The sequence below is a fragment of the Nostoc sp. ChiQUE02 genome (genome assembly GCF_034531305.2).
Taxonomy (GTDB): Bacteria; Cyanobacteriota; Cyanobacteriia; order Cyanobacteriales; family Nostocaceae; genus Nostoc.
Genome location: NZ_JAVRBN020000094.1, coordinates 1 through 12,163 on the forward strand (window position 1 = coordinate 1; position 12,163 = coordinate 12,163).

The window sequence follows — 12,163 nt, forward strand, 5'->3', positions numbered from 1 at the left end:
AATTTATGTAAAAATAGTTGGAATCCTATTTACAGTTAACAAGAAATATTCTTTAGATGTCAATCCTTATAGTACTTTTAGCAAATTATTGATACATTTTTTGACATTGCTTGTATTTATATCTTAATAATTTGGCATAACAAGTACTGAAGAATCATAAAGGTAATGCGGTTTATTAAATATGGATACTCGTATCCCAAAATGTATTCGTCCAGTATTAAATGATTATTTGTTGTTATTACAAATCGAACTTCCGGGTCTGATAGAAGGCTTTTATATTCATGGTTCTATTGCACTTAATGCCTTTAACCCATACTTGAGTGACATTGATTTTATTACTATTCTCATACAACGAGCTACAACATCCGAGGTAAAAAAACTAAAAGCAGTTCATAAAAAACTAGAACTGAGCTATCCACGGTGGAAACTGGAAGGAAGTTATTTGCTTCTTGAAGATGTCGGGCGTGAGCAACAAGAAATTGCTCCTTATCCCTACTATCATGACAGCGTTCTGCACTCTGCTGGATATCATGACATAAACCAAGCTACTTGGTGGGTGTTGAAACATCGAGGCATTTGTCTGATTGGACTTCCACCAGAAAACCTTGGATTTACAGTTGATTGGAATCTGCTGCAAAGAAAGATGAAGGAAAATCTGAACAGCTATTGGGTAAGTTGGACAAGAGTGCCAAGTAAAGTAGCATATTTATTAACAGATAGTGGTATTGAGTGGGCTGTGCTTGGTGTTCTGCGTCTGTTTTACGTGTTAAGAGAGGATGAAATCCTCTCCAAAACGGAGGCTGGTCGATATGCATTAGTGCATCTTCCACCAAAGTGGCATCAACTTATTCAAGAGGCAATTAACCTCCGTGAAATTCGGCATGGTTCTTCTTATCGCAGCAAAATGAGTCGTGCTGTTGAAACAGTACGCTTCTTACGCTATGTAATTAATGTATGTAACGAAATAGGCATTTGACATCTGACTTGCTTATATCTGGGATGCTGTTGATGCTGGCAGCTAACTCTTGGTGAGAGCAGTTTCAAGATTTTTGGTTAGTTTTGCATAAAACACAAAACAAAAGAAGAAGAATATTACATACCAAACGAATTATGTATAAACCAAGAGACAACGCTTTAAAAGTCCCCTATTTTATTGCGCTTATCAAGTGCTGCCCTGAACTCCTTGCCCAGGGCAGTTTTTCTTATACAAGTGGCCTCCTTTGAGCCTTGCACCCGTTGGTCGGCAGTGAGGGCTTACGCCAATGATCTGGTTGCCTAAAATCCTAAAATATTTATATTAAAGAACTTTCAATTACGTAGCTTGCTGCTAGCTAGAGGCTAGGATTACGAATTAGAGATTAGTATAAGTGGGTGTGTCAGAGTTTTGCCTTTACAGACAATGTATGATTCTTGGGAACAGGGAGCAGAATAAAGCGTGATCAAAGCAGAAGTAGCGTCTTACGGATGTTGGCGATCGCCCATAACAACAGACTTAATTACTGCAAGTACAATTGGGTTGGGACAAATTGCCCTCTGTGGCGAAGAGATTTACTGGAGTGAGTTACGACCATCAGAGTCAGGTAGAAATGTCATAGTGCGGCGGGATGCAGATGGTAAAATCCAGTCCCTCACGCCTAGTGGCTTCAATGTGCGTACTCGTGTGCATGAATATGGTGGCAGTTCCTTTCTTGTGGTGAATGGCACTGTTTACTTTTCCAACTTTATCGATCAACGCCTATATTATCAAAAAAGCAATCAAGAGCCGCAAGCCATCACCCCAAAAGCTGCCACACGCTATGCAGACGGTGTTTTTGATCGTCAAAACAACCGAATTATTTGTGTATATGAAGATCACACAGATCTGACAAAGGAGGCGAGTAATAGTTTAGTCGGCGTGGAACTAGACGGAGATCATAAAATCCAACTATTAGTATCTGGAAATGACTTTTATGCTTCGCCTCGCCTGAGCCAGGATGGTTCACGTTTAGCTTGGCTGACTTGGAACCATCCTAATATGCCTTGGGATGGGACTGAACTATGGGTTGGGGAATTAAAGGCAGATGGTTCTTTGGGAAATACTCAAAAAATTGCTGGGGATTTGGATGAGTCTATTTTTCAGCCACAGTGGTCGCCAGATGGTAAGTTGTATTTTGTTTCTGACCGTACAGGTTGGTGGAATATATATCGTTGGCAAGATGAAAATGTAGAAGCGCTAACTCAAATGGAAGCAGAATTTGGTCAGCCGCAATGGAATTTTGGGATGTCCACTTATGCTTTTGGGTCTGCTAACCAGATTATTTGTACTTATACCCAGCAAGGCATTTGGTATTTAGCAAGCCTTGATACACTAACATCTAACTTACAACTAATAGATACGCCCTATACAGATATTAGCTCTGTCCACGCGACCTCTAACCAGGTGGTTTTTCGTGGAAGTTCGCCAACTCAATTAGCAGCAATTGTCCGTTTGGATCTGACAACTAAAGAGCTAGAAGTACTACGGTGTTCTAGTGATGTAACTATTGATGCTGGTTATCTTTCTTTACCTGAAGCTATTGAGTACGAAACATCTGATGGCAAAACAGCATACGCCCTTTTCTACTCACCTCGAAACCGTGACTATACGGCTCCTGAGACTGAAAAACCGCCCTTGATTGTCAAAAGTCACGGTGGCCCCACCGCAACAACTTCTAGTAGCCTCAATTTTAGCATTCAGTATTGGACTAGCCGAGGAATAGCGGTTTTGGATGTAAATTATGGTGGCAGTACAGGGTACGGGCGGGAGTATCGGCAACGGCTTTCTGGGAATTGGGGAATTGTAGATGTGGATGATTGTGTTTTCGGTGCGCGTTACTTAGTGTCACGGGGAGATGTAGACGGCGCTCGTCTAACCATTTCCGGTGGGAGTGCAGGTGGTTACACAACGCTTTGTGCCTTAACTTTCCGAGATACTTTTAAAGCAGGAGCCAGCTATTTTGGTGTCAGTGATTTGGAAGCTTTAGTTCGGGACACACATAAGTTTGAATCCCGGTACTTGGATCGTCTAGTTGGGCCTTATCCACAACAGCGTCAGATTTATCAACAGCGTTCGCCAATTAACTTTAGTGAGCGTCTAGCCTGCCCAATGATTTTTTTTCAGGGATTAGAAGATCGAGTAGTTCCGCCCAATCAAACTGAAGCAATGGTTACAGCCCTAAGAACAAAAGGTGTACCAGTGGCTTATGTTGCTTTTGAGGGTGAAGAACATGGTTTTCGCAAAGCCGCAAACATCAAGCGTTCTTTGTCAGCAGAACTTTACTTTTATTCACGAATTTTCAATTTTGAAATTGCCCAACCAGTTGAGCCTGTAGTCATTGAAAACTTTTAGCTCCAACTTAACAAGGCGATCGCCGCCATTGTAGTAGTTTGCAGTGCTTCACGACAGGCTTGACCGCAATACTTACTCGCTTTTGTGCATTTTTAACTCGGCATTGGGTTTAGAGTAAAGGTTAATTACAGCGAATAATAGCTGAACATGAAAATTAAAGTATCAAATTTATCAAGTAGTTTGAGGTTTAATAAAAGAGTTAAAGATAGAACCACAAAAATTATCCTAATTTCCAGCTATCCATCGGCAACACAGATGCAACGCAATTTCTGCATTATTTTGTAACTAAACTTTACTGTTTACTTTCATGTATTTTGTTAAATTGTGTTGAAATTACTAGTAATTTTGATTTTTTTATTTAGGATTATTTTCTGATAAATTTTGTTTTTCCTCATTTAATATTTGATTATGGAATTAGTATTAGTGAAGCTAGGAGGTTCCTTAATTACTGACAAGGATAAACCTTATACTGCTCGAAGAGAAGTTATAACACAACTGGTTGAGCAAGTGAGCCTAATCAAACATGAAAATCCTAATCTGAAACTGATTATTGGTAACGGTGCTGGTTCTTTCGCCCACCAATCAGCGAATAAATATAATACAATTAATGGTTTTTCATGTAATGAAGAAAAATTAGGATTTTGCTTAGTTCACCAAGATGCTTCAGATTTAAATTTCCTCCTAGCTAAAAGTTTTTTACAAGCAGGTTTGCCAGTGGTAAGTTTGCCACCTATTACTATGATAATCACTCATAATAAGAAACTGTTGAAGAGTGACTTTAGTGTAATAGAAAGTAGTCTAAAAGCAGGTTTAATTCCTTTAGTTTTTGGTGATGTCGTTCTAGATGAAGCTATTGGTGGTACTGTCCTCTCGACAGATGCAATGCTTGCAGAATTAGCGAAATACTTCTATCTTCAAGGTAAGTTTAAAATTCGACTAATAAATGTTGGGAATTATGCAGGTGTATATGATCAAGATGGGCAAGTAGTTTCCAATATTACTCAAGCTAACTATTCTCAGATTAAACCTTTCTTGGGCAAGAGCAAATCAGTAGATGTTACTGGCGGGATGGCGAAGAAAGTTGAGGAGTTTTTGACTATTTCTAGTTTAGGGATTGACTGCTGGATAATTGATGGGAATATCCCAGGGAATTTAGCCTCTTCAGTTTTAGGTACGCCAACTCTAGGCACTTTAATTAGGGCATTTTAACTAAAATGATTTCAAAACTGTTGGTAGTTAATCCGAATTACTTACCCTTAATCTTTTTGAGATAACTCATTGAGAAAGGCAGAGGGCAGTTCTTGCTGAAGGCAGCTATGAATCTATCCCACGAATAAAATTCTGCGAACCCAGATGTGAACTGTCGCTAAGGAAAGAAAACCATTAAAGCAGGCGGAAATTCGCTCCCACCGCACAACCTCTGTGCTTCTTCTTTTCTGTCCCCTGCTTGTTGGTTGTCCTCTTCCTTACCTGTACCAACACATTTTAAGTGAGTTGCTCTTGGTTTGTCATAAAAACAGTATGCACTGCGCTCCGGCATTGAAGGAACTATCTCTCAAGGAGTCCGAGCATTTGAACTGCGCGATTCTCGTTACATTGGGCTAGCGAAAACTCATCTACAGCATATTCTCACAGCTGCTGCTATTAATCTAAGTCGAGTTTTTGCGTGGTTGGAGAAGATACCAAGGGCTAAAACTCGCTCCTCACACTTTGCAAGGCTGGCAGACGCTACTGTGTGCTAGGCATACCCGTGATTACTTCTTGCTCAAACGTCAAGAAAAATGTCTCTTCTTCCGTGTAATACATGGTTAATTATCGCCTTTCTCGGTTAAACTTACGATGTAATACACGGTAAAGTTGATGTTCAAACGGGATATTCAAGGAAAGTTTGCGCTTAAGAATGATGACTATCGTGAAGTGCGCTCTTTGCGACTAACAGATGATACTTGGAAAGCTATTGGTATTGCTTCTGAATGTTTTGGCTTAACCCGTGCTGATTATTTAGAACACATTGTTAGGCATAATAATCTACCAAGTATTACACGGGAAAATTCAGAATTTTTAGCTGACACTCCACCAGAAACCAAACCCCAACCGAGTATTACACCGCAAAGTGAGTTTCATCGGACATCTGATAAGTCAGCACAACAGTTTGTTGGGTTAGCGACAGAGGAACTTGAAATTTTACGTGATCGCATTTTGTCCCAACTGAAGTTAGGTAAGCAAGCTACTGGGTATAAAACTGCTCAGAAGGCTCTCAATCGTTTCATTATTGAACTAATCGGTTCAGTTTAGCCGTTTGGGGAATTCGCCAACGGTATCCGGTGGGCGGGTACGCCATCGCACCAGAGGAAAAGCTTAAGCTAACAGTTTGCGAAAATGCCCTGACCTGGGGTTAGTAAATTATCTGGATCGTAACGTCGCTTTGCACTTACCAAATTTCCCCAAACTCGACCAAAATGCTGCTGCCAATCCTTTTTGTCAAAGGGAATAGCATCTACGGAATATTTGTAACCACCCAAGTCACGGTTTTGCTCAAATAGTTTGCGATTATCAGACAGCATCCGTGTAACTACAGCATCTTCTGGTGGTGTTGCTGTTCGCAAAATAGAAAAGAGAAACACAATCTCTTCTGTAGGAACCCGGAACAAGGGTAGATGAAAACGGTTTGTTTTGACTGGATATAGCAGAATTGGCCCAAGGCCTGTATCAGCTAGTGTTAAGTTGGCAGCGACTTCACCAACAAAACTGTTAACTGCGCTACCAGGTACAAACAAATCTAACCAAGGATGAGGATTTGACCAAACACCAATAGATTTGAGAAAGGCAACTGTCGGAGCTAAACGGTTGAGAAAATCAAAGTAAGTTTTATCCTCTATTTGTTCTGTACCGCGAGTATAGTTTAACCCCGCAAGCAACAAACTGTTATTAGGTACAGAGGGAGGACTGTAAAAGCTAGCCACTTCTAGCAGATAACGCCATCCACCAGCATTATTAGAAACTAACTGACCTTCTACATAGTTAAAGCGCTCATCATCTATAATTTTGCGTTGGTCACGAGTAAAGGTAGCTAAATCGTCATAATACAACTGAAACACACGGGTATTGGTAGTGGCGGGAATTAGCTTAACAGTTGCCTGTACGATAATTCCACATTGACCTAGCCCTGCTAGTACTGCAAGCCATAGATTGCGATTGTACGACGGTGAACAAGTTTCGAGATGACCAATACCAGTAACTACCTTCAGTTCTAAAACATTATCAACTTGCACACCATAGCGATGAGTTGCACCGCCAATACCCCCAACTGATAAAGTGCCGCCGATAGAAAGTTCAATGTAATCAGTGAGAACAGGCGGTGTTAATCCCATAGCAAGCGTTTGTTGTAATAACTGACTCCATACCACTCCAGCATCAACAATTGCTCGATCTGTACCGATAAAATGAATCTTGTTGAGCGTACTTAAATCAATGACAATGCCTGCTTCTACTTGTGACTGACCGTAGGTAGAGTGACCCTGACCGCGTGGGGCAACCTTGAGCTTGTGAGTCCGAGCGAATTGAATAACTTGAACAATATCCTCAATTGAGCTTGGTTTAAGTACTGCTATCGGTTGACGATGCACGATATTACCAAAATCAATACTGGCATCATTAAGTGTCGCATTATCAGTGTAAAGTACTCCATCTAAGGAAGGTAAACTTTCAAAAACAGATGTGGCACTGGCAGATGTTACCCAGGAACGAGTAGTTAAATCAAACCCGATAACAATTGCACCAGTAATCAAACCTTGTAAAACTGAGCGACGTGAAGTGTTTTGTCCCATAATTTTTACTTGATAGTGTAATAGTTGCTTTTTCAAGTCAACACACTGATAGTTTTTAACGTTTGCTTAACTAAAAAGAGAATTTCTATTCAGTAAAAGGTGTGATTTTATAGCTGTGCCATAAATTAAAAAATATACAATTATTTTGTGAAAAATACGGTTAAATACTGTTAAGGCTTAACTTGAGGAAAAATCGCCCTTAAAAAATACATGTTTAGTGTCGCTTGGGGTTTCCTCTAAGAATTAAGAGCGATTGCTCTTAATTCGGGCGCTTGAGCCATCGCATAAACTAATTGCTGTCGAATGCTTATTTTGTAGCAGGTGGGGTATCAACTCGCTCGTTGAGTTCTTGAAGTTGTTGGTTTAATTCCCTTTGTCGTTTGAGCAAAATTTCCAAATCTTGCTTCGTTGCTAAATCCGCCCTGTTAGCGGGAATAACTTGATTTAGCTGATTTAGGCACGTATTCAAGCCAGCAGCGAATTCATAGCGTGTAACTGGGCGCGAACCTCGATATGTGCCATCAGGATACCCAGATAGGCAACCTGCCTGGGGAACTGTGTTGCGCCCGTCGCTTGGTATTTGTGACAGACTTTTTGATGGATAAAAAATAATTGTTGCTAATGCCAAGGTAGTTGTAAAGGTGGCTGAATTTAACAAGCCAGCAATTGAGGACATCTTAAACATTGGTTGCAGCTACAAGCCATTTACTCCTTCACCTTATCAAATTAATATTCGGCTTTCAAACTTAGCTTAATTCTTAAAGTAGATGAGATAAATCATTAAAAATGCCTATACTGCAATTATCAAGCAATGAATAAACGAAGCTCCTGGTTTTAGACCAACTAGGAGCTTTTTTATTAATTATCCATCTCAGTTAGGGGGTATATCACAAGAAGTAACAGCGTTCATCCTCAAGGCTATTAATAGTTGATTCTGCTGGTAGATTGAATGTCAATGTTTGGATTGCTATTGTGTATTTGTCAGTAAAAAACGTCTATCGAATTAAAACAATGAATATTCTTGCTTGGATTGTTTTAGGTCTAATTGCTGGTGCTATTGCAAAGGCTATCTACCCCGGTCATCAAGGCGGCGGAATTCTCGGAACAATCTTATTAGGAATTATCGGTGCTTTTGTTGGTGGTAGTTTGGGTGTATTCTTCAGTACAGGAACCTTGACATTAGCCGCCCCCACACTCAGCATTCCCGGTATTGCAGTAGCGGTTCTTGGCGCAATTGTCGCTGTTTTCTTGTGGAACTTGCTAAATCGTCGCAGTGCTGTGTAATCAATTAAATTGGAATTAATAGTAAACATCAGGGAATTCAGTTCACTATATTTTCTCCCTGAATTTAATTAAAACAGTAGCGCTTACCTAACTTTAGGTAGGCGCTAATATTATTTTGTTGGGGTGCGATGCGGTTCAAGCGATGTCTGCAACGGGCAACTCTTAGAGACGCTACTCGCGTTCGCCTACGCCTCACCCCATAAAATTCTTAGAGTCAAAGTTGCACTCAGTCGAGCGATCGCCTCACCCTAAATAATTCTTAGAGGAAAAATTGGGAGTGCGTAGTTTACGCTGCTCTCCTCGCCCTGTCTTGCTCAGTTAACCAAATATGCCAGCAATTCAAGGGTGCGTAGGCGTAGCCCGCCGTAGGCATTCCTTGCTTCAAAGCAGTACACTGGTACTATGAAAATCCTTAAATCACATTCTTGCAGACAATTTTAATCATAATTTCGCTTTTTAGAAGTAATTTTATTTATGATTAAGTCCCTAAAAGGGTATCAAGAGAAATGATACAAAACATTTCCCTCTTCATTTACTTCAAAATCAGCATTAAGTTCTTTGGCTTTCTCATCTAAATATTGTTTAGCTAACTGGGTTGATATTTCCGCATTTTTCGCCAGTTGCAATACCGTTATTCTGCCAGTATTTTGCTCAATTAATTCTAAGAATACTAACTGAATCCGCTTTTGTTCTGATTCTAGAAGGAATGCTTTTTCCTTTCGATTCTGCTGCACTAAAGACCAACTCAAGCAGCCTCCTATAATGGTGGACGGAATAGTAAGAATAGTTAAAGCAGCTACATCATTTTCTTTTTCTTGAGCGGGAGTTTTGGGATTGAGAATTTCTAGAATCATCACAGCAGAAAATGGAATACCAAATAATAGAAAACATATTGCTAAAATTTTTTTAACTAGTTTCATACAACCTTTTTCAGTTCCTCACAAATAATGTAAAAATAATACCTCTATTATACAATGTATAATCAATTACTTGTGATGCTGGTATTTCGCTGATGTTTCCTCTCTTATCGACACTACCTGAACACTTGTAAATGCTGATGAGTGGCGATCGCACTCGTGGGAGGAATTAAACTGTGTGGGGTAGTTTACAAAAACGTCTTCAATGTACGTGAGATAAATTGTAGTGCAAGTTAAGAGTCTGTTCTCTAGTCCAACTTCCGGCGTTCGTACAACCAATAGACATAATCTAACACTAATAAGAATTTAACCTACGTAAGTAGCACAGTTAGTTATTATCCTGTTGTATTTTTAGCTTGGAATGCAAACTGACTACTGAACTTACGAGGTTAAATCAACAGTAATGTTAGCTAATTTTTGGCGCAAAGTTTATCGTAATGGGTGGTTGACAGGAGTAGTAAAGTTTTACTAATTACCTTCAACACACTATGTTTCTGGGGAATGTCCTGTTAACTGGAGAAGTTTTTGAGCGGTCATTGGTTCTTGAGCTTGATTAGACCACAAAAAACTTCAAATGGATACTCTGACTCATCATTAGACTTCTGCAAGAAGTCTATTAACAAACCATTGGAGGCTTGTTTAATTTTTTCCATAATCTCGTTAGCCATAAAATTTATTTATGGTTATGAGCATTGATTTTTGAGTTTGCTAATCAGAGAATTAAGATTGATTTGAGTAGGCCAACCTTGAGGAAGATTTGCAGAATTATATCCTCTATCTTTCAATCCTTGAATAAATTGGTTGCGGATGTATGCAGTATCAAAAGTCCCAAGCCCATCAAAATAAACATCAGTTAGGTGAGCAGGGTCTAAAGCCATTTCACCTTTATATACTGCACCATCATTTGAATCATCCCAACCCCAAGGGGTATTAGCAGAATTTGTACTGCAAGTTGGTGTACCAGCGCCACACCCACCACTCGAATCTCCCTTGAAAGTTCCCCAACTAGCGAAAGTATTGGCAGAAGAACTTGATAAAGAAGCTTCATTTAATTGATGTTGCCACATTCCTGCTTCAGCAAACACATCAAGCAATTGATACTGTACATCGCGGTCATTCCCCGAAGCAGGAAGTTCTGCTGTAGTTTGGGAAGGATAGTAAATAATCCCATCCTCGCTACTTGCACCCTTAAAGTTTCCAGCATAAGGCCAAGCTTTTAATCCATGACCTTTAGCTTCTTGAGTCGTCAATGGGTGCTGTGAACCACTGTAACTATTCATTGTCAGTGTGCCATCAATACTTTCTGCACCATTTCGTAAAGGACTACCAGTTGGGGTGTAAGAGTAGAAATCGTTATGAAATACAGTGACAACGCCCTCTAATTTACCAAAAGCTGAACCGTCCTTACGGACAATTGTAAGTAAACCCTCTAAATCATTTTCGTGTTCTTGATCAAAAGGAATATCAGTCCAGTCTTGAGGATGGAAAAAGGAATATGTAACAAACCAATGAGTGCAAGTTTCAGCTACAGAATAGTAAGCATGAGCAGAAAGTGGAAAAAGGATTAGGTTATCCCAGTTATTTGTACCTCGCCAATCGTTATCGTAATCAAATCGTGTAATGTAGTCTCCACTATACTTGGTGCTGTCTGTGTCTTGATAGTGAATAGGAGCATGATATAAAGCTAAAGCTAAATCAGTGGTGGATTGAGCAATTACTTTTGTATCTGTTAAAATGCCAATTACTATTGCTATAAGCAGTCCAAAAGCCCCAAGAAAAAGTTTTTTGAAACTCATTCAGTTTCACCTTTGCTGATAAACAAGATTCAGTATAAAAGCCAATATTTAAGAATTGGTAATGACTCAGGTGATTCGTGCGATTATAAAGTTAAGATTTGTGTTGATGCTCAAATTAATCGTTTAGATTTAACTCAATTGAAAAAATGACATATTCAAAGAGGAAAAGTTGCACTTCTCTTGCGATCGCCCTTCTGAAATTCTTAGAGGAAAAGCCAGCTTCAAGAGCGATCGCTTGTGACAAAGCAGTACACTGGTACTATGCCGAAAATTCCCCACTGCGATCGCTGTCTCCTCTACTCACATGATCCTCACCTCGTCTGTGCCGTTCACCCAGCAGGGCCACAGGGGGATAGCTGCTTGGACTTTCGACTTGACCCCAACGCCGAAGCAGAGGAGTTATGGCAACCAGAGGGGGCCAGTTATTACAACGGTGAATTGATTGTGCAACCACAGCAGCGCTTGACTCAACAGCAACAGCTAGAACTGCTAGATACCCATTCTTTATTTACTGGCAAGTGTCCTCAATGCGAATATGAATTTGACCGCGACTACACCTCAAGGGTGCATTGGGATTGCCCAGAGTGCGGCTGGATGGATGATACCGTGTAGGACAATTTCTGAAAAACTCTATCTACTTTCTTACTTAAACTTGGCTGAACTTACCAGAGTAAAGTTCATCAGATACTTCTTTAAGTTCTGGTTCAACCACTGTCAAATGTTGCTCCAGAATTGCTAAATTCCTAATGTTGGACTTATAGAAAGCATCAAACAAATCACCTACTAAAGGCACAGTACCAACGACTGTTTCCAAAGGCGTTGTTGCGTGAATAGGGAAAAATGGTAAATTTTACTTATCCCCATTCCACGCCTACTTTGACTATTGGGCGGCTAGTTTGATCATGAATACGAAAGCCAAAGCCAACTATAAAGTTCGTAACTGGAAAGAGTACGATGCAGCGCTAAAGCTTC

The 12,163-nt window shown here is 40.0% G+C and carries 13 protein-coding genes and 2 pseudogenes; 8 read left to right on the plus strand and 7 right to left on the minus strand.

Going from position 1 to position 12,163, the window contains the following annotated elements; genetic code table 11:
• The first annotated feature begins 181 nt into the window (after window positions 1-181).
• The 3 genes from RM347_RS34760 (at window position 182) to RM347_RS34770 (ending at window position 4,576) form a co-directional block, all read left to right on the plus strand.
• On the plus strand, window positions 182-976 hold the full coding sequence (locus RM347_RS34760; protein WP_322716031.1) for an aminoglycoside adenylyltransferase domain-containing protein: 795 nt from the start codon (window positions 182-184) through the stop codon (window positions 974-976).
• A 459-nt stretch (window positions 977-1,435) separates the two neighbouring features.
• Entirely contained in the window at window positions 1,436-3,367 is a 1,932-nt protein-coding gene (locus RM347_RS34765; RefSeq protein WP_322716030.1) for a S9 family peptidase, read from the plus strand.
• 408 nt (window positions 3,368-3,775) lie between these two features.
• The gene (locus RM347_RS34770) at window positions 3,776-4,576 is read left to right on the plus strand and encodes an isopentenyl phosphate kinase (RefSeq protein ID WP_322716029.1); all 801 of its coding nucleotides are present in this window, start codon (window positions 3,776-3,778) and stop codon (window positions 4,574-4,576) included.
• Between the two features lie 157 nt (window positions 4,577-4,733).
• On the opposite strand, the gene RM347_RS34775 is transcribed toward RM347_RS34770, so the two are convergent.
• A complete protein-coding gene (locus RM347_RS34775) occupies window positions 4,734-4,907 on the minus strand; it encodes a hypothetical protein (RefSeq protein ID WP_322716028.1) in 174 nt (57 codons plus the stop codon).
• On the opposite strand from RM347_RS34775, the pseudogene RM347_RS34780 reads away from it, so the two are divergent.
• Window positions 4,888-5,109, plus strand: a pseudogene (locus RM347_RS34780) (transposase); the annotation flags it as partial. The gene RM347_RS34775 and the pseudogene RM347_RS34780 sit on opposite strands and share 20 nt — an antisense overlap.
• 118 nt (window positions 5,110-5,227) lie before the next feature.
• A complete protein-coding gene (locus RM347_RS34785) occupies window positions 5,228-5,662 on the plus strand; it encodes a hypothetical protein (protein ID WP_322716027.1) in 435 nt (144 codons plus the stop codon).
• 68 nt (window positions 5,663-5,730) lie between these two features.
• Here the strand turns inward: RM347_RS34785 and RM347_RS34790 are convergent, their stop codons facing one another.
• Both RM347_RS34790 and RM347_RS34795 read right to left on the minus strand, forming a co-directional pair.
• Window positions 5,731-7,194 (minus strand): FAD-binding protein, encoded by a 1,464-nt coding sequence (locus tag RM347_RS34790; RefSeq protein WP_322716026.1) that lies wholly within the window; start codon window positions 7,192-7,194, stop codon window positions 5,731-5,733.
• A gap of 307 nt (window positions 7,195-7,501) precedes the next feature.
• Window positions 7,502-7,870 (minus strand): S-layer homology domain-containing protein, encoded by a 369-nt coding sequence (locus RM347_RS34795; RefSeq protein WP_322716025.1) that lies wholly within the window; start codon window positions 7,868-7,870, stop codon window positions 7,502-7,504.
• A 335-nt stretch (window positions 7,871-8,205) separates the two neighbouring features.
• Here RM347_RS34795 and RM347_RS34800 point away from each other — a divergent pair, with 335 nt between their 5' ends.
• The gene (locus RM347_RS34800; RefSeq protein ID WP_069068080.1) at window positions 8,206-8,478 is read left to right on the plus strand and encodes a GlsB/YeaQ/YmgE family stress response membrane protein; all 273 of its coding nucleotides are present in this window, start codon (window positions 8,206-8,208) and stop codon (window positions 8,476-8,478) included.
• Window positions 8,479-8,975: 497 nt separating this feature from the next.
• Here the strand turns inward: RM347_RS34800 and RM347_RS34805 are convergent, their stop codons facing one another.
• From RM347_RS34805 to RM347_RS34815, 3 genes are all read right to left on the minus strand, one after another.
• Entirely contained in the window at window positions 8,976-9,398 is a 423-nt protein-coding gene (locus RM347_RS34805) for a hypothetical protein (RefSeq protein ID WP_322716024.1), read from the minus strand.
• 530 nt (window positions 9,399-9,928) lie between these two features.
• A complete protein-coding gene (locus RM347_RS34810) occupies window positions 9,929-10,063 on the minus strand; it encodes a hypothetical protein (RefSeq protein WP_322716023.1) in 135 nt (44 codons plus the stop codon).
• A gap of 15 nt (window positions 10,064-10,078) precedes the next feature.
• The gene (locus RM347_RS34815) at window positions 10,079-11,191 is read right to left on the minus strand and encodes a hypothetical protein (RefSeq protein WP_322716022.1); all 1,113 of its coding nucleotides are present in this window, start codon (window positions 11,189-11,191) and stop codon (window positions 10,079-10,081) included.
• A 146-nt stretch (window positions 11,192-11,337) separates the two neighbouring features.
• Here RM347_RS34815 and RM347_RS34820 point away from each other — a divergent pair, with 146 nt between their 5' ends.
• Together RM347_RS34820 and RM347_RS34825 are read left to right on the plus strand one after the other, a co-directional pair.
• A complete protein-coding gene (locus tag RM347_RS34820; RefSeq protein WP_322716021.1) occupies window positions 11,338-11,499 on the plus strand; it encodes a hypothetical protein in 162 nt (53 codons plus the stop codon).
• A complete protein-coding gene (locus tag RM347_RS34825; RefSeq protein ID WP_322716020.1) occupies window positions 11,453-11,803 on the plus strand; it encodes a hypothetical protein in 351 nt (116 codons plus the stop codon). Before RM347_RS34820 ends, RM347_RS34825 begins: the two co-directional genes overlap by 47 nt.
• A gap of 34 nt (window positions 11,804-11,837) precedes the next feature.
• Here RM347_RS34825 and RM347_RS34830 read toward each other — a convergent pair.
• Window positions 11,838-12,005, minus strand: a pseudogene (locus tag RM347_RS34830) (DUF4112 domain-containing protein); the annotation flags it as partial.
• Window positions 12,006-12,163 lie beyond the last annotated feature (158 nt).

What these genes read in the sequence shown, in the direction of transcription:
- RM347_RS34800 (WP_069068080.1), top strand. Translation starts at nt 8,206, where the DNA reads ATGAATATTCTTGCTTGGATTGTTTTAGGTCTAATTGCTGGTGCTATT.
- RM347_RS34810 (WP_322716023.1), bottom strand. Translation starts at nt 10,063, where the DNA reads ATGGCTAACGAGATTATGGAAAAAATTAAACAAGCCTCCAATGGTTTG.
- RM347_RS34790 (WP_322716026.1), bottom strand. Translation starts at nt 7,194, where the DNA reads ATGGGACAAAACACTTCACGTCGCTCAGTTTTACAAGGTTTGATTACT.
- RM347_RS34775 (WP_322716028.1), bottom strand. Translation starts at nt 4,907, where the DNA reads ATGCCGGAGCGCAGTGCATACTGTTTTTATGACAAACCAAGAGCAACT.
- RM347_RS34805 (WP_322716024.1), bottom strand. Translation starts at nt 9,398, where the DNA reads ATGAAACTAGTTAAAAAAATTTTAGCAATATGTTTTCTATTATTTGGT.
- RM347_RS34770 (WP_322716029.1), top strand. Translation starts at nt 3,776, where the DNA reads ATGGAATTAGTATTAGTGAAGCTAGGAGGTTCCTTAATTACTGACAAG.
- RM347_RS34825 (WP_322716020.1), top strand. Translation starts at nt 11,453, where the DNA reads ATGCCGAAAATTCCCCACTGCGATCGCTGTCTCCTCTACTCACATGAT.
- RM347_RS34785 (WP_322716027.1), top strand. Translation starts at nt 5,228, where the DNA reads ATGTTCAAACGGGATATTCAAGGAAAGTTTGCGCTTAAGAATGATGAC.
- RM347_RS34760 (WP_322716031.1), top strand. Translation starts at nt 182, where the DNA reads ATGGATACTCGTATCCCAAAATGTATTCGTCCAGTATTAAATGATTAT.
- RM347_RS34815 (WP_322716022.1), bottom strand. Translation starts at nt 11,191, where the DNA reads ATGAGTTTCAAAAAACTTTTTCTTGGGGCTTTTGGACTGCTTATAGCA.
- RM347_RS34820 (WP_322716021.1), top strand. Translation starts at nt 11,338, where the DNA reads ATGACATATTCAAAGAGGAAAAGTTGCACTTCTCTTGCGATCGCCCTT.
- RM347_RS34795 (WP_322716025.1), bottom strand. Translation starts at nt 7,870, where the DNA reads ATGTCCTCAATTGCTGGCTTGTTAAATTCAGCCACCTTTACAACTACC.